At 58.4% G+C, this 20403-nt stretch carries 20 protein-coding genes; 5 read left to right on the top strand and 15 right to left on the bottom strand.

The genetic code is table 11. The features are described 5' to 3' along the window. Window positions 1–35: 35 nt before the first annotated feature. The 4 genes from B9A13_RS10580 to B9A13_RS10565 all read right to left on the bottom strand — a co-directional run bounded on the left by B9A13_RS10580 (window position 36) and on the right by B9A13_RS10565 (window position 4130). Window positions 36–953, bottom strand: coding sequence for a dihydroorotate dehydrogenase (locus B9A13_RS10580; protein WP_084235127.1), 918 nt, complete (start codon window positions 951–953; stop codon window positions 36–38). Beyond that, window positions 946–1716, bottom strand: coding sequence for a dihydroorotate dehydrogenase electron transfer subunit (locus B9A13_RS10575; RefSeq protein WP_084235126.1), 771 nt, complete (start codon window positions 1714–1716; stop codon window positions 946–948). The genes B9A13_RS10580 and B9A13_RS10575 overlap by 8 nt, the downstream gene beginning before the upstream one ends. Before the next feature lie 11 nt (window positions 1717–1727). Then, window positions 1728–2651: an orotidine-5'-phosphate decarboxylase gene (pyrF, locus tag B9A13_RS10570; protein WP_084235125.1), complete on the bottom strand. Its 924-nt coding sequence runs from the start codon at window positions 2649–2651 to the stop codon at window positions 1728–1730. A gap of 192 nt (window positions 2652–2843) precedes the next feature. Next, window positions 2844–4130 (bottom strand): dihydroorotase, encoded by a 1287-nt coding sequence (locus B9A13_RS10565; RefSeq protein ID WP_084235124.1) that lies wholly within the window; start codon window positions 4128–4130, stop codon window positions 2844–2846. A 183-nt stretch (window positions 4131–4313) separates the two neighbouring features. On the opposite strand from B9A13_RS10565, the gene B9A13_RS14295 reads away from it, so the two are divergent. Both B9A13_RS14295 and B9A13_RS10560 read left to right on the top strand, forming a co-directional pair. Then, window positions 4314–4481 carry a hypothetical protein gene (locus B9A13_RS14295; protein WP_200809712.1) on the top strand — a complete coding sequence of 56 codons (168 nt, stop codon included), beginning with the start codon at window positions 4314–4316 and terminating at the stop codon, window positions 4479–4481. 313 nt (window positions 4482–4794) lie between these two features. Beyond that, window positions 4795–5622, top strand: coding sequence for a DUF4405 domain-containing protein (locus B9A13_RS10560; protein WP_084235123.1), 828 nt, complete (start codon window positions 4795–4797; stop codon window positions 5620–5622). A 104-nt stretch (window positions 5623–5726) separates the two neighbouring features. On the opposite strand, the gene B9A13_RS10555 is transcribed toward B9A13_RS10560, so the two are convergent. The 5 genes from B9A13_RS10555 to B9A13_RS10535 form a co-directional block, all read right to left on the bottom strand. Then, window positions 5727–6308, bottom strand: a complete 582-nt coding sequence (locus tag B9A13_RS10555) for a dipicolinate synthase subunit B (RefSeq protein WP_084235122.1) — start codon at window positions 6306–6308, stop codon at window positions 5727–5729. Next, the gene (gene dpsA, locus B9A13_RS10550) at window positions 6305–7183 is read right to left on the bottom strand and encodes a dipicolinate synthase subunit DpsA (RefSeq protein ID WP_242942842.1); all 879 of its coding nucleotides are present in this window, start codon (window positions 7181–7183) and stop codon (window positions 6305–6307) included. Before dpsA ends, B9A13_RS10555 begins: the two co-directional genes overlap by 4 nt. A 176-nt stretch (window positions 7184–7359) precedes the next feature. Then, a complete protein-coding gene (locus tag B9A13_RS10545) occupies window positions 7360–7776 on the bottom strand; it encodes a secondary thiamine-phosphate synthase enzyme YjbQ (protein ID WP_084235121.1) in 417 nt (138 codons plus the stop codon). A 23-nt stretch (window positions 7777–7799) separates the two neighbouring features. After that, entirely contained in the window at window positions 7800–9014 is a 1215-nt protein-coding gene (locus tag B9A13_RS10540) for a CCA tRNA nucleotidyltransferase (RefSeq protein ID WP_084235120.1), read from the bottom strand. Between the two features lie 242 nt (window positions 9015–9256). After that, window positions 9257–9529 carry a SpoVG family protein gene (locus tag B9A13_RS10535; protein WP_084235119.1) on the bottom strand — a complete coding sequence of 91 codons (273 nt, stop codon included), beginning with the start codon at window positions 9527–9529 and terminating at the stop codon, window positions 9257–9259. A gap of 104 nt (window positions 9530–9633) precedes the next feature. On the opposite strand from B9A13_RS10535, the gene murC reads away from it, so the two are divergent. Further along, the gene (gene murC / locus B9A13_RS10530) at window positions 9634–11004 is read left to right on the top strand and encodes a UDP-N-acetylmuramate--L-alanine ligase (RefSeq protein WP_084235118.1); all 1371 of its coding nucleotides are present in this window, start codon (window positions 9634–9636) and stop codon (window positions 11002–11004) included. A gap of 90 nt (window positions 11005–11094) precedes the next feature. Here the strand turns inward: murC and B9A13_RS10525 are convergent, their stop codons facing one another. Both B9A13_RS10525 and B9A13_RS10520 read right to left on the bottom strand, forming a co-directional pair. Next, the gene (locus tag B9A13_RS10525) at window positions 11095–11901 is read right to left on the bottom strand and encodes an undecaprenyl-diphosphate phosphatase (protein WP_084235117.1); all 807 of its coding nucleotides are present in this window, start codon (window positions 11899–11901) and stop codon (window positions 11095–11097) included. 287 nt (window positions 11902–12188) lie between these two features. Further along, a complete protein-coding gene (locus B9A13_RS10520) occupies window positions 12189–12815 on the bottom strand; it encodes a 4'-phosphopantetheinyl transferase family protein (protein ID WP_084235116.1) in 627 nt (208 codons plus the stop codon). Between the two features lie 182 nt (window positions 12816–12997). On the opposite strand from B9A13_RS10520, the gene B9A13_RS10515 reads away from it, so the two are divergent. Continuing rightward, window positions 12998–13636 (top strand): NUDIX hydrolase, encoded by a 639-nt coding sequence (locus B9A13_RS10515; RefSeq protein ID WP_084235115.1) that lies wholly within the window; start codon window positions 12998–13000, stop codon window positions 13634–13636. A 97-nt stretch (window positions 13637–13733) separates the two neighbouring features. Beyond that, window positions 13734–15005 carry a CapA family protein gene (locus B9A13_RS10510; protein WP_084235114.1) on the top strand — a complete coding sequence of 424 codons (1272 nt, stop codon included), beginning with the start codon at window positions 13734–13736 and terminating at the stop codon, window positions 15003–15005. A gap of 389 nt (window positions 15006–15394) precedes the next feature. Here B9A13_RS10510 and B9A13_RS10505 read toward each other — a convergent pair whose 3' ends face one another. From B9A13_RS10505 to B9A13_RS10490, 4 genes are all read right to left on the bottom strand, one after another. Next, window positions 15395–16348 carry an ABC transporter permease gene (locus tag B9A13_RS10505; RefSeq protein ID WP_084235113.1) on the bottom strand — a complete coding sequence of 318 codons (954 nt, stop codon included), beginning with the start codon at window positions 16346–16348 and terminating at the stop codon, window positions 15395–15397. Then, entirely contained in the window at window positions 16345–17484 is a 1140-nt protein-coding gene (locus B9A13_RS10500) for an ABC transporter permease (RefSeq protein ID WP_341456029.1), read from the bottom strand. The genes B9A13_RS10505 and B9A13_RS10500 overlap by 4 nt, the downstream gene beginning before the upstream one ends. After that, window positions 17484–19007: an ABC transporter ATP-binding protein gene (locus B9A13_RS10495; RefSeq protein ID WP_084235112.1), complete on the bottom strand. Its 1524-nt coding sequence runs from the start codon at window positions 19005–19007 to the stop codon at window positions 17484–17486. The genes B9A13_RS10500 and B9A13_RS10495 overlap by 1 nt, the downstream gene beginning before the upstream one ends. Window positions 19008–19173: 166 nt before the next feature. Continuing rightward, window positions 19174–20334, bottom strand: coding sequence for a BMP family lipoprotein (locus tag B9A13_RS10490; protein WP_423241269.1), 1161 nt, complete (start codon window positions 20332–20334; stop codon window positions 19174–19176). Window positions 20335–20403: the final 69 nt, after the last annotated feature.

The raw sequence follows: 20403 nt of genomic DNA, 5'->3' as shown, positions 1-20403 counted from the left end.
GCTCCGCCTCTCCGGCGGAGATGCTATTATTCTGCTTACCAGGGTTTCACCGCCCCGGTGAGCTTTGAAACCGAGTCGACTCCCTCGTTATGGAGATACTCCTCCAGTTCACGCCGGATCCGAAGGGGAGCGCAGGGATCGGAAAAGCAGACCGTCCCCACCGCCACGGCGCTGGCTCCCGCCAGCATCATCTCAGCGGCGTCCTCTCCGCTGGCGACGCCGCCCATTCCCAGGATGGGAAGGTTCGCGGCGTTTTTTACCTGCCACACCATCCGCAGCGCCACCGGAAAAACGGCGGGCCCCGACAGCCCTCCCATATTGTTCTTCAGAATGGGGCGCCGGGAGCGGATGTCGATGCGCATGCCCAGGAGGGTATTGATGAGGGACAGGGCGTCCGCTCCCTCCCCCGCCGCGGCTCTTGCGATTTCCGTAATGTCGGTCACGTTGGGGGAAAGCTTCACCATCACCGGCACCCGGGAATGCCTGCGCACCGTCCGGGTCACCAGGGCCGCCGAGTCCGGGCTCGTCCCGAAGGCGAGGCCCCCCGCCTTCACGTTGGGGCAGGAGATATTCACCTCTATCATGTCCACTCCGGCGTCCGATAATTTTTCGGCCAGCACCCCGTATTCTTCCGCGGTGTTCCCGGAAATATTGGCGATTACCTTCACGGCATGCCCCCGCAGCCATGGCAGCTCCCGCAGGATAAAGGCGTCCGCCCCGGGGTTCTGCAGTCCCACGCTGTTGAGCGCCCCCGCCGGCGTCTCTGCGATGCGGGGGGGAGGATTGCCCTGCCGGGGCGATAAAGTCAGGCCCTTGACACAGATGGCGCCCAGTTCGCTCAAATCGTAGAATTCTCCGTATTCTCTCCCGAAGCCGAAGGTCCCGGAGGCGGTGACGATGGGATTTTTCAGCTTGACGTCTCCCAGCGTTACCTCCATGTTGGGTTTATTCATCCCAGACCACCCTTTCCGCGTCGAACACCGGGCCGTCCTTGCAGACATGACTGTACTCCTCCGCGCCGTCCGCCCCGATGGTTTTGCAGGCGCAGACCAGACATGCGCCCACACCGCAGCCCATACGCTCCTCCAGAGAAACCTGGCACGGGACTTCATACCGGGCGGCCGTCTCGGCCACGGCCTTCAGCATCGCTCTGGGACCGCAGGCGCAGATGCCGTCGTAGGCTTTCCCGGCGGCCAGAAGGCGCTCCGCCGCCTCGTGAGCGAATCCTTTGGCACCCAGGCTGCCGTCGTCGCAGGTGATATGCGTCTGTTCGCAGGCCGCTTCAAACTCTCCGATGAGAATCGCCCTGTCGGCGCAGCGGAATGCCAGCACCGCCTCGGCTATTTCCGGAACCGACTGGGCCGCCCAGAGAAGAGGCGGAGTCCCCATGCCTCCTCCCACGAACAGGATCCGCCGGCCCGCGAGCCGGAACCCTCTGCCCAGGGGTCCTAGCACATCCAGGCACTCTCCCGCCGTTCTTTGGGAAAGCCACTCGGTTCCCTTGCCCCGGAGGTCGAAAATGATCCGGAGTTCGTCCCCCCGGCGGCCGCAAATGCTGATGGGGCGGCGCAAAAGCCGCTCTTTGCCGCACTGAATGTGCACAAACTGCCCCGGCTGCGCAAGACCGGCCATTTCTCCCGCTTCAAACCAGAGCTGGAAGGCGCCGCCGCCCAGCTCCGAGAGTTCCGTTATTCTGCACAGCCTCTGTACGGACATCCCGTTTCCTCCTATACGATGGTCATAACGCTTTTGATGTCGTTTTTCATGGTAACGGCAGCCTCCCGGGCCGCGTCCGTGTAATCTTTGCCGTTTTTCCCCGTCTTCTGCCAGGCGCACAGAATCGCCCGGGAGGAATTGATGACGGCGCCGTGCCCGAACCGGTTGAAGGCATGGCGGACGTCCTCGGCGCTGCCTCCCTGGGCCCCGTAACCGGGAACCAGGAAAAAGGTCTTGTCCAGCCTCCGCCGGAGCTCCCGGAGGTCGGAGGGATACGTGGCGCCCACCACGGCGCCCACGCAGGTGTAGCCGTATTCCCCCACGGTGTCCTTGCCCAGGCGTTCGGCCAGGTCTCCCACCACTTTGTACACCACCCGGTCTCCCGCGATCATGTCCTGCAGCTCCCCGGAAGAGGGATTGGATGTCTTTACCAGAACAAAGATGGCCTTATCCCGCTCCTGACAGGTCCGGATAAAGGGCTTCACCCCGTCGGAGCCCAAATAGGCGTTTACGGTGAGCGCGTCGCACCCGAAGGGGGTGAGCTCCGTGCCGCCCACCCGGACGGAACCCAGAAACGCCTGGCTGTAGGCCTCCGCCGTAGATCCGATGTCGTTTCGCTTCCCGTCGGCAATGACGTACAGTCCCGCCGCCCTGGCGTAATCCACCGTCTTTTTGAAGGTCTCCATACCCGGCGGGCCCAGAAGCTCGTAGCAGGCCAGCTGCGGCTTCACCGCCGGCACCACGTCCCACAAAACGTCGATGAGTCCCCGGTTGAACTCGAAAAACGCGTCCGCCGCGGCCTCCAGGGTCTCCCCCTTTTCCTCGATGTGTTTTTTCAGAATATGGGGCGGAATGTATTCCACCCTGGGATCCAGACCGGCCACCGTGGGGTTTCGCCTTGTCCGGATCAGGCTCTGCAGTCTGTCGATGGACATAGTATCCTCCTGTATGGTTGAAAGACGCGCACAAAGCCGCGCCCGTCTTCATTGATATATGCAACGGAAACGATGAAAATAAAAATCGAGGATGTTTTTCGTTCCGCAAGGCAGACGACGCCGGTGGGCTCTATGCCCGCCAAGAGGAAGAACGACGCGGGGCTGAAACCAGGCCGATTGTTATCATTAGGCTCATCGCATATCCGTATGATATACGATTTTCCCTCCCGCGACGGTGCATTTCACCCTGCCCCGGAGCTCCATTCCTGCAAAGGGGGTATTGTGCCCCTTGGACAAGAATTCCCCGGGATCCACGCGCCAGGTTTCCTCCGGATCGAAGAGGACCAGGTCCGCCGCCGCCCCCGGCGCCAGGGTTCCCCTGGGAAGGTCTAAAATCCCGGCGGGATTGGCGGTCATTTTCCGGAGAATAAAGGGAAGGCTCATATGACATTCATGGTACAGCCGGGTCAGCGTGACCCCAAGAGAGGTCTCCAGCCCGGAAAAACCGCTGGGGGCATCCTCCAGAGGCCGGCTCTTTTCCTCCGCGCTGTGAGGCGCGTGGTCGGTGCTGATAACGTCTATGGTTCCGTCCCGCAGTCCTTCCACAATGGCTTCCACGTCCGCCCGGGTCCGAAGGGGCGGGTTGACTTTGGCCTGGCTTCCCTGCCGAAGGATCTCCTCCTCCGTAAGGGTAAAATAGTGAGGGCAGGTCTCGCAGCTGATGGAAACCCCCCGGCGCTTCATCTGCCGGATAATTTCCACCGAGCCCCGGGTGCTCACGTGGCAGATATGCACCCTTCCGCCGGTCTCCTCGGCAAGCATGGCGTCCCGCATCACCATGAGCTCCTCCGCGATGGCGGGCCGCCCCAGGAGCCCCATAGCCCGGGACACCGCACCCTCGTTCACCGAGCGCCCCTCCACCAGGTCCCAGTCCTCGCAGTGGCTTAAAACCACAAGTCCGTGGTATTTCCCGTGCATCAGCGCAAGGCGCATGAGATTGGCGTTCATCACCGGCATCCCGTCGTCGGAAAGGGCGACGGCGCCTGCCTCCCGGAGAAGGTCGAATCGGGTGAGGCTTCCTCCCTTAAGGCCGATGGTCACGGCTCCCACGGGGAATATGTTGACGCCGCCCGCTTCTGCCGCCCGCTCCCGCACGAAACGGATCTTCAGCCCCGTGTCCAGGGGGGGGTTGGTGTTGGCCATGCAGACCACCGACGTGACGCCCCCTCTGGCCGCCGCCCGGCTCCCGCTTTCCAGGTCCTCCTTGTATTCATACCCCGGCTCCCGGAGATGGACATGCATGTCCACAAGACCCGGCGATATGGTAAGCCCCATGGCATCCAGCGTTTCCGCGCCGGTTTCGTCAAACGGTCCGTTTCCCACGGCGGCGACAAGCCCGTCCTCAATCAGGATCTCGAGCCTTTCGCTCTTTCCTGAAACGGGATCAACCACCGTTCCGTTTTTGACGATCATCCGCATGTTCTCACCCCGGCAACAACTTTAGAAAAGGGCGGGGACACCCCCCGCCCTTTCCGGAACTGCTTATTTCACTATTATTATATAATACAGGAAATTTTTTATCAATCATTTTGCGGGAATTTCTTATTGCTTTTACGGAATTATGGGTACAATACGAAAAGAGTAACAAAAGGAGTGATAAAAATGGAAAGAACCGATTTTTTCCGCGGCATGGGGATCGGTATTGTCACTGGCGCCGCCATCGGCGTTGCCATGATGCCCAAACGGCGTTCCTTGAAATCATCTGCAGGCAAAACCATCCGCGCCGTGGGCGACGTGGTGGAGAACATCTCGAGCGCCATGGGAATGTGACGGACCCGCAACCGGATATAAAAGACAGAAGCCGCCGTTTTAAAGTGTGGCTTCTGTCTTTTCCTGTTTGTCCGCATCGGTATGGCGGTTCGCGATGAATACGATTTTCAAATTATTCATATTTTCTTCACTGTTTTGTCAATCTTTTTAGGTACAGTGATATTACACCATGATTTTATACTTATGCGCCGCCAAAAAGGTCGTCTTCTAAGCATCAAGCGTTTCCATTTAACCGGCGGCAGAAATCAGGGATCACTTCTTCGCTGTTCAATAGAAGCTGAATATTACATTGGATTCTCCGGGAGGAATACAAATGAACCGAAAATGGATAAAATTGGTTTTAGATATTGTCATGGCCGTGTCCTTTGTGCTGCTGATGAACCTGTCCTTTACGGGCCTTCTCATCCACGAAAGCCTGGGGCTTGGAATTCTTGCTTTCTTCGCCCTGCACCTGTGGCTGAACGGGAATTGGATTAAGGGCGTGTTCGCCGGCCTCGGGCGGGGCAGGATTGCAAAACCGGCAAAACTTCGTTTTGTTCTGGATCTGGCGCTTCTGATCCTGCTGGCCCTGATTGTGGTAAGCGGCCTTGAGATGTCCCGGGTGCTCTTTCCGTCCCTCGGCTCCGGCAGTCACGAAGTTTGGTACACCCTGCACGTGTGGGCCTCCTTCGCCAGCGCCGCTCTTCTGGCGCTCCATTTGGGCCTCCACTGGCGGTTTCTCTGGAACGGACTTCGCGGCGCAGTCCGCAACCGCTCCGTCCGCCGCTGGGGCGCGGGCGCCCTGACCGCCTTCATACTTCTCGTCTCGATTCGCAGCGTGTTTTTTAAAAGTGACGATTCGGGTAACACTGCCGCCGTCCTTTCCTCCGGCACCTCTGTAACCGGGAATTCCGACGCCTCCGCCTCGCAGCAGGATGAGACGATCACGGACTCCGGGACATCGGGAAAGGATGACGAAAATTCTCTGGTCGCTGCGACTCCGGCTCCGACGCAGGCGGTGTCTCTGGAGGACTATCTGAGCAAACTGGTCTGCACAGGCTGCGGAAGGCACTGCAGTCTTCTCTCTCCCGGCTGCGCAAAGGGAGAACTGCAGGCCGCCCAGGCGGAACAAACCTATAATGAAAAGTACGCAACCGAATAAACAGCCCCCAGGAATAAAATCTCAATTTAACTTTAAGCGGCGGGCATTTTGCCCGCCGCTTCAGTTTTCAAATGTATCATTTTCCTGACGTGCTCCTGAGGTTTTCAGGCGCCGACGGCCAGAATGGGCTGCAGCTGTTCCCCTTTTAGGGCCTCCTCTATGGTCTCCGGGATCAGATGCAGATTTGCCACCAGAGAGGTGGGTTTCCCCTTGGGATCGTCCTGACGGAAGGGAATGAAGTACACATGCCGGCGGCAGAGAAGCTCGCCCAGGTTCCGCGCGTTGCCGGCCAGAGCGTCGTTTGTGGATATCCCGATCACCAGGGGCCTGCCGTTGCGGAGATGCGCCTTAGCCGCCATGGTCACCGCGGTGTCGGTTATGCCCATGGCAAGCTTTGCCAGGGTATTTCCCGTGCAGGGGGCGACCACCAGGATATCCAGGAGCTTTTGGGGCCCGATGGGCTCCGCCTCCGGAATGGAGCGGATCACTTTCCGGCCGCACAGGGCCTCGATTTCCCGGATGAAGTCTTCGGCTGCGCCGAATCGGGTGTCGGTGGAAGCGCTGGTTTCCGATAAGATGGGAATAACGGTTTCATACAGCTCCGTAAGGCGTTTTATCTCGGGTATCATCTGGCTGAACGTACAGAACGATCCGCACAGCGCGACACCTACCCTCAGTTCTTTCATTGTATCACGCCCAGTTCCTGCAAAATGTGATAGATGGTCTCCTTGATGATGGCCCCCGAGGTCACAGGCGCCACCTTTCCGGGCAGAGAAAGAGCCCAGATTGCCTTTACCCCCAGCCGGGACGCCGCGTCGAAGTCCAGTCCTCCGGGCCGGGAGGCGATGTCGATGCACAGACAGCCGGGGGACAGCTCCTGCAGCCGCGCCTCGTTCAGGATCTTGTGGGGCACGGTGTTGACGATGAGATCGTACCCGCCGAGCCTTCCGTCCAGGGCTTCGGTGAATTCCTGCCGGTACCCGTAGGCCCGGATCCAGGCAAGATCCGAGTACCGTCTGGCGGACACGGTAACCAGCGCTCCCAGGGCATGAAGCCGGTGGGCGATGATCTTGCCCGTGTGCCCGAACCCCATCACCAGCACGCGCGAACCTGCCAGAGTAATGGGAAGCTCTTCCATGGCGATCTGCAGCACGCCTTCCGCGGTGGGAACGGCATTGGCGATGGCCAGTTCCTCCCGGGCAAAATAATCGGTAAGCCGGAGCTTCCGTTCCGATGCCATGCGGAAAATCTCTTCCGGAATCCGTCCTCCGCATACGATCTGTCCCTGTGGCATGGCGTCCAGCACGTCGGCAATCCGGATGACGCCGCCGGAGATGGGCGCGTTCAGGTTCTCGTGCTCGTCAGTGACCGGGAGGGGCAGAACGACGCAGTCGGCCGACGCCGCCTGCTGCAGGGTATTTACCGACTGGGAGGATACCAGCTCGGGCTGCCTGTCGAATCCGAATATATGTACCGCGTGGCCGTCGGCCTCCAGCAGTTGGGCAAGTTTGGCCTGCCGCATATCTCCGCCGATAATGCCGAATGTGATCTTCTCTTTCACAGGAACACTCCATTCTGCCGCTGACGGCGCAAATTGGTCTCTCCGGCGCTCCGCCGGGCCATGCCGAGAAAGAAAGCGCCCAGTCCTCCCTCCCGGAGCGTCCGGCTGAAAGCTCTTTCCTATCCATAGTCTATTCGCCGCCGCGACGTTTCGTGAACGCCGCGGCGGCTGTCCCGCTACTCCCCGATCAGCTTGATGAGCGCCCGCTTTTTCCGCTTTCCGTCAAACTCAAAGTAAAAAATCTGCTCCCAGGGTCCAAAGTCCAGCTTGCCCCCCGTAATGGCGACGACCGCTTCCCTGCCCATCACCGTCCGTTTCAGATGCGCGTCCGCGTTGTCCTCGTATCCGTTGTGTCGGTACATGGAGTAAGGTTTTTCCGGCGCCAGGCGCTCCAGCCAGTCCTCAAAATCGGCATGAAGTCCCGGCTCGTCGTCGTTGATGAAGACGCTGGCGGTGATGTGCATGGCGTTCACCAGCGCCAGCCCCTCCCGGATCCCGCTCTCCCGCACGGTTTCCTCCACCTGGGGCGTGATGTTTACAAGCCCCCTGCGGGTGGGAAGCTGAAAAAAGAGCTCCTTGCGGTATGTTTTCATGTCGGTTCCCCTTCCTGCTGCCTTTACGGTTTTGGGGACGGATTCCGCCTGTCCCCCTCCGCCATGTTGATAAGAAATTCTCTCCGGTTGTCCTCCGGATGGCCGATCACGTGCTCCAGGAGCCGGCGCAGCTCTTCTCCCAGCTCCTTTCCCTCCGGATATCCCAGCTGCATCAGCGCCTGCCCGTCGATTTCCAGCATCTCCGGGCGGTAAGCTTCCCCGCTTCTCAAAACGCGCCGGAGCGCCCGGCGGTATCCCGGCCCTTTCAGTACCTCCGCCGTGGCCGCGGCGCAGAGGACGGGCGCTTCTCCTTCCCGGAAAAGGAGCAGTTTCCAGCCCGGCGGATCCGGTATCCCCTCCAGCTCCTTCCCCAGGAAGGCTCCCCGGGCACAGGCGCGGATCTGCCCGCTCTCCAGCCGAAGCCCCCGCAGGAATGCCCCGGGGTCGGAAATCGCCCCGTGCCGCGCCAGCACGGCGCAGAAAGCTGCCCACCGCTCGTCCCCCGTCTTCCGAAGCACCGCAAGGCGGGAAAGCTCTTTCAGGAGATCTTTTGGCCTTGATACGAGGTGCGCGTCCAGAAGGCCGTATGTAACGGCGTCCTCCGCCCTCTCCGGACGCGGAGAATACAGTATCCTGGAAAGCTCGTCCCTTACCCGCTCGGCGGAAAGTCCCGCGGCCAGTGAGGCGCACCGCAGTATGGCAAAACGGGTCTCCGGTTCCGTCTCAAACCCCAGCTGGGCGGAAAAACGCACCGCCCGAAGCATGCGGAGCGCGTCCTCCCTGAAGCGCTCATTTGGATCTCCGACGCAGCGGATGATGCCCCGCCTCAGGTCCGTCCGTCCTCCGAAAGGATCCGTCACCCTTCCGGTCTCGTCCATGGCCATGGCGTTAATCGTGAAGTCCCGGCGGCCCAGGTCCTCCTCCAGATTCTTTAAAAAAATGACCTCCTCCGGCCTGCGCCCGTCTGCATAGGCTCCCTCCCGGCGGAAGGTGGTCACCTCCGTTTGTCCCGTCCTGCCCAGCACGGTCACCGTCCCGTGCCGGATACCGGTGGGGACCGTCCGGGGAAAAAGCGCCAGGGTCTGCTCCGGCAGCGCCGAGGTGGCCACGTCCCAGTCATGGGGACGCTTATTCCTGAGAAGGTCCCGGACGCAGCCGCCCACCAGAAACGCCTCAAAACCTTTGTCCCGGAGCGTTTGCAGAACCTCCCTCACATACCGCGGAAGCGGTGCCGTCATAATTTTCCCTTCCACGTGATCCGTCCTTTCTCTCCGCCCTTTACCTCCCGTTCCCGCTCCCGCGAGTGCGCAAAAAAACGGGGCCGCGCCGGTTCCCGGAGCGCTTGCCCGCTGCCCGCTTTCACTGTCGAAAATCTGTTGAAACCGGTATGAAACCGGTATAAGGCGGGTACATTGAGAATACAAACGATTGCTCTTGTCATATCCTATCTATAGTATTATAATATTGCAGTATTCGGGAATCAATCCTCCCCGTCCCCTCCCTTTGCGTTTAAAAATGCCTCGGTGACCCGCTGCTCCAGCGTTTTCCGCAGCGCGGCACTCACCGGATGGGCGATGTCGCAGAAGGTGCCGTCCGGAAGGCGCCGGGAGGGCATGGCCAGAAAGAGCCGGTCCCCCCCGTCGATCACCTTGATGTCGTGCACCACGAATTCATCGTCAAAGGTGACCGATACTACGGCTCGGAGCTTTGGGGACACTTCCGTTTTTCGTATTTTAATTTCCGTAATTTTCATAGTTTCCTCCGTCCCCCGATTCACCTTTATTGTTGGCGGTTTGGACGGGAACTATCCCTGCGGCGGGGAACCTTCGCACTGCCGCCGAGTTTGGAGGAGCATACATGACAGCTTTGGACATCGGTAAATACATCCTTCCCGGGAAGCGGGCTCACCTGGTAGGCATCGGCGGCGTTTCCATGTGTCCCCTGGCCGAGGTGCTTCGGGGAAAAGGCGTTCTGGTAACGGGTTCCGATATGAAGGAAGGCGAGCTGACAAAGCACCTTCGCGCTTTGGGAATCGACGTCCGGATCGGACACAGCCCGGAAAACATAGGAAATGCGGACTTTCTTGTGCGCACCGCCGCCGTACACGATGACAACCCGGAGATCGCCGAGGCAAGAAGCCGCGGCATCCCGGTCTTTGAACGCGCCCAGGCCTGGGGCGCCATCATGCGGGAATATCCCAACGCCCTTTGTATCTCGGGGACCCACGGAAAAACCACCACCACCTCCATGGCCACCCACATCGCCATGGCGGCGGGGATCGACCCCACCGTTATGATCGGAGGCACCCTCCCTCTTCTGGGCGCCGGGCACCGCGTGGGCCGGGGCGGCACCATCATTCTGGAGTCCTGCGAATACTGTGATTCCTTCCTTCAGTTTTTCCCCACCATTGCGGTGATTCTGGATGTGGACGCCGACCATCTGGACTACTTCAAGGACCTGGAAGCCGTCAAGGCCTCCTTCCGCCGCTTCGCGGGGCTGGTGCCCGAAGACGGCGTCGTTGTCGTCAACGCCGACGACCCGAACGCCATGGAAGCCGTCGCCCCTGTAAACCGGAGGCGCATCACCTTCGGTCTCCGGGAAGAAGCCGACGTCCGGGCCGAAAACATCTGTTACCACGACGGGCTTCCCGCTTTCGATGTGCTGTATAAAGGGGAATTCTTCGCCCATATCGAGCTTCTGGTCCCCGGGGTCCACAATATTTTGAACGCCCTGGCGGCAACCGCCTCGGCCATCGCGCTGGGGCTGCCGGCAAAAGCGGTGACCCAGGGGCTTTCCACCTTTTCCGGTGCGGGTCGGCGCTTTGAATTCAAGGGCACCTGCCGGGGAGCCGATATCTATGACGATTACGCCCACCACCCCAGCGAGCTCCACGCGCTTCTCACCATGGCAAGGACCCTGGAGTACCGGCGCATCATCTGCGCTTTTCAGCCTCATACCTACACCCGGACCAAGGCTTTGTATGACGACTTTATCCGGGAGCTCGGTCTTGCCGACCTGGTTTTCCTGGCGGAAATTTATGCGGCGCGGGAAAAAAACACCATCGGGATTTCTTCCCGGGACCTGGCCCGGGATATTCCGGGTGCCAGGCATTTCGCCACACTGGAGGAACTCACCGGAGCGCTCCGGGAAATCGCTTCTCCCGGCGATTTGATCCTCACCGTGGGCGCCGGAGATATCTATAAAGTGGGAGAAGCCCTGGTGAGATAAGTTCTTCCATTACCATACGATCAGAAAAAACGGGTCTGAATCTCGCAGCAGCCAGATTCAGACCCTTATATATTATTTGTATTTTGTCCGTCACCGGAGGGAAAAATAGAGCAGCACCAGAAGCCCCAGAACGATGCGGTAATATCCGAAGGCCGTAAAGTCGTTTCTCTTGATAAATCCCAGCAGGAACCGGATGGCAAAAATCGAAACGATGAATGCGGTGACCGCCCCCATTATAAGTACGCTCCATTCCAGCGTGCTGAACCCCCCGCCGGCTTCCGCCAGCTTCAGAAGGCTCGCCCCCAGCATTACGGGAATTGCCAGGAAGAAGGAAAACTCCGAGGCCACCACCCGGGAAGAACCCAGGAATACGGCTCCCAGAATCGTGGCTCCCGAGCGGGAGGTGCCGGGAACCAGGGCCAGCACCTGGCAGGCCCCGATGAGCAGAGCTTCTCTGTAGCCCAGCTCATGGAAGCTCCGGATAGTGGGTTTCCGCTTTCTTCTCTCCAGGAGGATGAACAATACGCCGTAAAGAATCAGGGTGGCCGCCACCACCTGAGGGCGGAAAAACAGCCGGTCGATCTCATCGTTAAAGACAACGCCGATGATACCTGCGGGGATCACCGCCACAAGCACCTTCCCCCACAGCGACCAGGTTTCTCTTCGCTCCTCTTTGTTTTTTCTGGGAGAAAAGGGATTGAGCTTGTGAAAAAAAAGGACCACCACCGCCAGGATGGAACCCAGCTGGATCACTACCAGAAAGACGCTCCGGAACGCGTCGCCCAGGCCCAGAGGCGCGAATTCCTCAAAGAGGATCATATGCCCGGTGCTGCTGATGGGCAGCCACTCGGTGATCCCCTGGATAATGCCGTATAAAATCGCCTTGATAAATTCCATGGTATTTTCCTCCGATAAATCCCGTATCCGGAATAAGAATATGCCTGGCCGCCGCCGTTTAGACTCGGCTCTCCCCGCAGGCGGCCGGGCCTCGGTCCGAATTTCTCTTCCCGCCTGCCGGAATAAATTCAGAAATCATTGTATCCCTCTTTTCCAAAAAAGAACAGGGCTTTTACCGGAGTATGACCGATTTATTTTTTATTCAGCCGTCCGTTTGCGGGCGGGGCGCGAAACAAATCCTCCCCTCGGAAAATTCCAAAAGGAGGATTTGTTTGGGCTTCGTTTTATCATTTCCAGAGTCTCTCCGGATCTGGTATTTCTATGTGTTCCGGAAAGTCGCAGGAATCGGACGAGACGGCGGCGCAGTATCCCTTAAGGTCGGAATACAGCCGGGAAAATCCCCCAGCCGGCATGCCGGCATCCCGGAGCTTTCCGGAAATCCCCTCTCCCCCTCGTTTCCCTTCTGCCTCCCGGAGGACCCAGGCTTCAAAAAAGCGCTGCAGCGCCTTCTCTTCCGAAACGGAAGGGGCCGCTTCTTCCCCGGACATCCGCTTCAGGGCGGAAGGGCGGACGGGCCGGATCCGCTCCACGTCGGCACCCACCGGGGCGTCTCCTGCGGCGCACAAAACAATTTCCCCCGAGTGGCTGATGCTGAAATACGCGCCGGGATGTTCCGAAAACACCGGCTTTCCCTTCGCCTGATATTCGACTGCCGGAAGCCCGGAAAACCCGAAAACCGCCTCGGCGGTATACCGCAGCAGCAGGTACCCCCACAGGCTCTCCCGCCGCCGCCGGGGGTTCTGGATCCCGCGGATGCGCTCTCGTATCTCCCGGGGCAGCAGTCGCACGCCCACCGCCGTTTCTCCTTTGCGGAGCTCCGGCGGCAGGACCGCCGCAAAGACCCGGATTCCCATTTCCGATCCTCCCTCTCCGGTCCCGTAAGACGCCGTAAGGCATAAAATCCGGCTCCCCGCCTCCCTTGTTTTGTCCGGGAGCGAAGAAAGATGCTCAATTCCGCCGCCGGGGCTTTACTTATGGGGCAAAAACCGGTATAAAGATAGATAGGACTTCATTCTGCAAGAAAGGGATCGTCTGCATGGATTTGGAAACAATTAAAACCATCCTGAGAGAGAAAAAGCCAAAGCCTCTGGAAATCAACCGCTATTTCGCCGTCCTCCTTCCCCTGATCGAACGGGAGGGAGAGCTCCATATCCTGTTTGAAGTGAGATCCAAGACCATACCCACGCAGCCGGGGGAGATCTCTTTTCCCGGAGGCGGAGTGGAGGTGGACGAGGACTTCCGGCAGGCGGCCCTTCGGGAAACCTATGAGGAAATCGGGGTTCCTTCGGAAAAGATCGAACTGCTGGGAGAGCTGGACTATATCATCCGGGACAGCAATTTCAGCGTTTATCCCTACGTGGGGCTTCTTCACACGGGTCTGGACTCTCTGGCCATAAACCGCGACGAGGTGGAGGAGGTGTTCACGGTTCCGGTGAGCTACTTTATGGAAAACAGCCCCGATATCTACAAGGTTTCCTATTCGCCCAATCTCAATATTGAATTTCCCTTTGATAAGATCCCCAACGGGAGAAACTACAAATGGCGGCCCTTCAGCCAGCCCGTTCTTTTCTACGAATACCGGGAATATATCATCTGGGGCCTTACCGCCAGAATCACACGCAGCCTGACGGAAGAACTGAAGGAATGGGAATATGGCTGCGGTTCCAGCCGGTAAAGAAAGGATACCATAAACGCTCGGGCTTGTCCATGCCGCAGGGAAAAAGGAAACAGGCTCACTCCAGCGCTAAGAAAGGCTCAGGTGTTCGCGCGATATGAATTCAAAGGAATCCGGTGGCGGCATCCGCAGGCTGCTCTCCGTTTTTATCGTTCTTGCGGTGATTTTGGCGCTGGTGACGGGAAGCCGGCTCCTCTCCTTTTCTCCGGCGCCCGCGTCCGTTTCCGGCCAGCCCGCGGAGACTGCCTCTCCGACGCCGGAGCCCACTCCCGGTACCGCAGTTATCACCCTGTCCGTGGTGGGTGACATCATGTGCCACGGGCCCCAGAACCGCGACGCTTACGACTCATCCGCAGGGACATACGACTATTCCCCCTCTTTGCAGTATGTGAAGAACATTCTTCTGTCGGCGGATCTGGCCGTGGGAAACCTGGAAACCACTTTTGCCGGCGGGCCGGACTATTCCGGTTATCCCAGGTTCAACACGCCGGAAGTTCTGGCGGAAAACCTGAAAGACATCGGCATAGACCTGGTTTCCACCGCCAACAATCACGCCATGGACCGGGGATATTCCGGTTTGGTGAACACACTCTCGGTTCTGGACCAGGCCGGCATTTCCCATATAGGGACTTACGCCTCATTGGAGGATAAGGAAAACTCCGGCGGGATTGTCGTAAAAGAGGTGGGCGGCATCTCTATCGCTTTTTTGTCCTTTACTTACGGAACCAACGGATTTGAAGTTCCCGCAGGCAGGGAGTACTGCATCAATCTCCTGTATAAGGACTATCTCACCAACCTGTCCCAGATCGACACGGAGGGTATCGTTTCCGCTTTGGATGCCGCCAAGGCGCTGAAAACCGATCTCATCTGCGTCATGGTGCATTGGGGGACGGAATACCGGCTCAAGCAGACGCAGGCCCAGGAGGAGCTGGCGGATCTTTTCTTCCAGAACGGCGCGGACATAATCCTGGGGGGGCACCCACACGTCCTGGAGCCTATGGAGGAGCGGACCTTTACCACTGTGGACGGGGAAACGAAAACCGGCTTCGTCTGCTTCTCTCTGGGAAACTTTATTTCTTCCCAGAATGACGAATACACGGACACTTCGGTGATTTTAAACCTGGAAATCACAAAGGACCTGGAAACCGGCAAAACCTCCGTCACGGACATTTCCTACATTCCCCTGCTCATGCTGGACAGGGAGAAGAGTCCCCGGCGGTATCTCCTTCTGGACGTCTATTCCGCCATGAAGGAGTATGAATCCGGAGACACCTCCGTCGTCACCGACGCGGTCTATCAGAAACTCCGGAAAGCTCTGGACGACTGCCACGAAATTCTTGGCTCCGAATGGGACTCCGGCAGCAGATAGATTGTTTTTTCTAGGAACACACAGGGAATCTTCTGAATCGTCGCACAGGCTCGATTTTCGCTGACCCGTAGAGCCCTACAAGCCAGGATACGGAGAGCTCCGATTGCGGGCTGAAAACAGATCTCTTGCCATGGAGCTGTCCGTGCGTTCGAAACTGCCGATAGTCGATTGCTCATTAAGAGCGCCTAACTGAGTACTCTCCTCGGAGATCCAATAGACCGCGGCCTCTTGGCATTCTTTTCGTATCTTTTCTCATGCGAGAAGAGTTACCCCCAGCGGGGAGCGCGCAGCTCCCGTCCAGACTTCTCACAGTATCAGTAAAATTCCACTGTTATAAAGGCATAAAAAAGCTGCTGCAAACGAAAGTTTGCAGCAGCCTTTTCACGTTTTTATCTCGCGCCCTTGTCGTAGGGAATCCCCTCGGCCTTGGGAGCCTGCGAATTCTTGGAACTGAAGATGAGAACGACGAGAGTGGCGATATAGGGGATCATCTTATAAAAATAGCTGTTGATCCCCAGATCGGCAAGCAGCGGAATACCCGAATAGGCGGCGGACACGGTTTTCATGAAACCGAAGAACAGGGCCGCCAGAGCGATCCGGTAGGGCTTCCACTGGCCGAAGATGAGAACCGCCAGGGCCAGAAAACCGTAGCCCGCCACCGTGGCGTTGAAGTTCACCGTGGTGGGCACGATGAAGATAAGTCCCCCCGCTCCCGCCAGAGCTCCGGAAATAAGGGTTCCGGCGTAGCGCATCTTATAGACGCTGATTCCCACCGAATCGGCCGCCTGGGGATGCTCGCCGCAGGAGCGAAGGCGAAGGCCGAACCGGGTCTTGTACATGACCGTGGCCGCAAGAATCAGAATCGCCACTCCCAGATAGGTAGTGATGTAGGCCTTCTGGAAAAACAGGGGCCCTAAAAACGGGATGTCCCCCAGCACCGGCACCTTTTCGATGCGGAAGGTGTTGGTGAACTGGATCTGCTGCACGCCCTGGATCATCCTCGCGATATAGATGGCAAAGGCGGGAGCCATCATGTTCAGCGCCGTGCCGCTGATCACCTGGTTTGCCTTCATGTGGATGGAAGCATAGGCGTGTAGGAGAGAAAAGACGGCGCCCGAGGCTGCGGCAATGGCCAGAGCTGCCAGAAGCATCGCCTGCCCGCTCAGCTGCCCCTCAAAGGTGTGGATGAACAGGACGCTCACAAAGGCCCCCATGACCATGATTCCTTCCAGGGCGATGTTGATGACGCCGCTGCGTTCGGAGTATAGCGCACCCAGGGCCACCACCATCAGAGGAATGGTGAAGTACATGGTTTGCTGAAACAGGAAAAACACATAGCTCATTGTGCTTCCCCTCTCTTTCTGCCGGCGATCCTCTGGAGGAGGAATCGGAAGATCAGTGCGAAGGCGCTGAAATAGATGATGGCGGACACGATGATGTCGATGATCTCAGGGACGAAGCTGTACAGCTGCATATAGGTGCCCCCCACCGTGATGTAGGCGATGAAGATCCCCGCCAGCACCACGCCGATGGGATTGGACAGGCCCAGAAGGGCCACGGGGATCCCGTCGAAGCCCGCCTCCGCCAGCACGTCCACCACGTCGATATAGGTACCGGAGCCAGCGAGGTAAAACAGCGCGCCGCCGATTCCGGCCAGTCCTCCCGCAATCACCATGGATAAAATAACGCTCCGCTTCTCGTTGATCCCGGCGTAGCGGCTCGCATCCCGGTTAAAGCCGCAGGCCTTCAGCTCATATCCGAATTTCGTCTTCTGCAGGATGATGTACATCAGCACGGCCAGGACCAGGGCGATGATGATCCCTCCGTTGACGCTGGAATTGGGGAAGATCTGGTTGAGACCCATTTTGGGGATATTCGCCTCCGCCGGCACCGCCATGGTGCGGCTGGTGAGTTGGTTGTACAGGGACTTGTTGCTGATGATGAGGTAATTGACGAGGTACATTCCGATATAGTTCATCATGATGCAGGAGATGACCTCATTTACATTGAGAAACGCTTTCAAAACCCCCGGGAGCACCGCCCAGAGCCCTCCGGCTACGCAGGCCGCCAGCAGGGCCACAACCCAGTGGATGGAATCTGGGATTCCCGTTCCGGTCACGCCCACCAGCACCGCCGCGTAGGCTCCCATAATGTACTGGCCGGGAGTGCCGATGTTGAAGAGGTTGGTTTTAAAAGCAAAGCCCACGGAAAGCCCCGTCATGATGATGGGCGTTGCAAAATACAGTACCTGTCCGACGCCCCGGAGTCCCCCCCGGGTAAGGCCCCCGGTAAGAATGCAGAGAAACCCGTCGATAGCCTTGTCCGGGTTGCTGATGTACAGAATGATAAGTCCGAAAAGAAGCCCCACCACGATGGCGCCCACCGAACCGGCGGGACCGGACATGGCGTCCAGCCGAAAATCTGCCAGCCTGTTCCACCTTCCCGGGGACTTCCCGGGAGTGCTCTTGTTGTCGTCCATCAGGCATCACTCCTTTTCGAGCCCGCCATGTAGAGGCCCAGCTCCTGCTCGGTTACCTCTTTGGGATGCACATTGGCCACTATTTCGCCCTCATACATCACCAGGATCCTGTCGCTCAGGTTCATCACTTCGCCCAGGTCGAAGGACACCAGCAGCACCGCCTTCCCCTCGTCCCGCTGGTGGACGATCTGCCGGTGCATGTATTCGATGGCTCCCACGTCCAGGCCCCGGGTGGGCTGCACCGCCAGAAGCAGCGTGGGATCCCGCCCGATCTCCCTGGCGGCGATGGTCTTCTGTTGATTGCCTCCGGAGACGCTGCGCATGGGGGTATAGGGCCCCGAACCGCTGCGGATGTCGAATTTATCGATGAGCTCCCGGGCGTTTTTATAAATCCGATCTTTTTTCAGAAAACCGTGGGAACAGTATTTCGGCGTAAAATATTCCTGAAGGATCAGATTTTCCGCCAGGTTGTAGTCCAGAATCAATCCGTATTTGTGACGGTCCTCCGGGATATGGGAAAAGCCGTGGGAGTTCCGGTAGCGGATGCTCTTTTCCGTGATGTCCTCGTCTTCGAAAAGGATCCTGCCTCCGTCGGGGGGGATCAGCCCGGTAAGGGCAAAGACCAGTTCGCTCTGCCCGTTGCCGTCCACCCCGGCGATACAGACGATTTCCCCTTCCCGGACCTGAAAGCTCACGTTTTTCACCTTGTCCTTGCTGGAATTTTTCGCCTTCACCCGCAGGTTCTGCACCTCCAGCACCGGCTCCCCCGGCGTGTGTTCCTTCTTCTCGATTTTCAGGTCCACGGGTCGGCCCACCATCATCTGGGAAAGCTCTTCCTTGCTCACCTCGTTAACGTTTACCGTTCCGATGCACTTCCCCAGGCGCAAAACGGTGCACCGATTGGCCACCCGTTTGATCTCGTTTAGCTTGTGGGTGATAAAAAGGATGGACTTTCCTTCCGCGGCAAGCCCCTCCATAATATGCATCAGCTCGTCGATCTCCTGGGGCGTCAGCACCGCCGTAGGTTCGTCAAAGATTAAAATTTCGTTGTCCCGGTACAGCATCTTCAGGATTTCCACCCGCTGCTGCATTCCCACCGTGATTTCGGAAATCAAAGCGTCCGGATCGATGGCGAAACTGTATTTTTCGCTCAGTGCCAGCACCTTTTTCCGGGCAAGGGTCATGTCCAGAAAGCCGCCCCGGGTGTCTTCCACTCCCAGCACGATGTTTTCCAGCACCGTGAAGCTCTCCACCAGCTTGAAATGCTGGTGGACCATGCCGATGCCCAAGTGGTTGGCTTCCTTAGGTCCTCCCAGCCGGACCTCCTTGCCGCGGATTTTGATGACTCCCCCGTCCGGCTGATACATTCCGAACAGAATGCTCATGAGGGTGGACTTCCCAGCGCCGTTCTCCCCCAGCAGGGCGTGAATTTCACCCCGCTTTACCTGCAGGGTGACGTTGTCGTTGGCCCGGATGCCGGGAAATTCCTTTGTAATGCCCAACATTTCAATGATATATTCCATTTCTTCACTCCTGACAAGGGTCTGTGCAACCGGGACGGCTTCACGCCCAAAGCTCCGCCTTGTCCATCCTTCTTAAAGCCGCCTGCCTTTTCTTCCGCGCAAAGCTCCGTACGTCAATCGGGAAGGTGCCACAGGACACCTTCCCGATTGACGTATGCAATTTGTGTTATTTCACTTCGGTGATGGTGACATACTTCAGGTTGGCTGCCACCAGGAAATCAGAGAACTCGTCGGCAGTTCCGTTTCCGTCCGTATCACCCACGGTGTTCGTGAGGATGGAGGAAGCGATGCCGTCGGTATCCGCCACCATGGCGTCATGGAGCTTCTGATAGTCCGCGGCGGAGAAGGTTCTCCACTTGGCGTTATCCATGGCGAGACCCACGCCGTCAACTGCGATGTCCAGTGTGACGATCTGGCCGCCCGGGAAGCTGCCGTTATAGAAATCGCTGATGGCGTTGTATACGGAGGTCCCCAGCATCTTCATGGCGGAGGAAATCACCGTGTCGGACTCGGCATACTGATCCACGTCCACGCCGATGACCCATTTGTCCTTGCCGGCTTCCGCCGCCGCCATGACGGAATTGCCTACCGCGCCGCCGCAGGCAAAGATGATCTCGGTTCCGTCCTCATACCAGGAGGCGGCCCGGGTCTGATTTTCCGGAGTTGCGGCAAAGTCGCCGGAGTAATTGTACTTGATGGAGATGGAGCCTTCCGGCAGTCCCATCTCTTTGGCCGCCGCTTCGGCGCCCTGGACAAAACCGTAGCCGTACCGGATAACGGCGGGAACAGCCATGCCGCCCTGGAACCCCAGCTTGGTGAAGCCGTCCTTCACGGCCGCGTAGCCGGCCAGGAAGCCCGCCTGCTGCTCGGCGTAAAAGATGGAGTATACGTTGTCCTTGATTTCATAGGTCTTGTAGTCGGCCGTATGGGGCTGCCCGTCCAGCAGGACGAACTTTACGTCCGGATACAGCGTCTGAGCCTCGTAAATGGAGCTTTCAAAGAGATAGCCCGGGGTTACGATCAGCTTCGCGCCGCCCTCTACGGCAAGGGAAATGGCATTTAAGTACTCCGCGTCGGATTTTTCCGTGGGCTTATAGTACTGATGGGTGATATTGTGCTCTTCCGCGTATTGTACCAGTCCTTCCCAGGCGCCCTGGTTGAAGGATTTGTCGTCGATGGTCCCGATGTCCGTAATAAGCGCAAGCTCGTATGTATTCGCCGCTGCGGTGGGAGTCGGCGTGGCCGTGGTGGTGGCGGAACCGCCTCCGCAGGCGGCCAGTGCCAGCGCCATTGCCAGCGCAAGAGACAATGCCAGCAACTTTTTAATCTTCATGCAGTCTTCCTTCCTTTCTTTCTGTAGCCTTTGACTACGGGATTATTATAACCCAACCTATAC

This window comes from Papillibacter cinnamivorans DSM 12816 (genome assembly GCF_900176335.1).
Classification (GTDB): Bacteria; Bacillota; Clostridia; order Oscillospirales; family Oscillospiraceae; genus Papillibacter; species Papillibacter cinnamivorans.
Note: the sequence above shows the minus strand (reverse complement) of the source record. Positions and strands in the feature narration are given on the sequence as shown.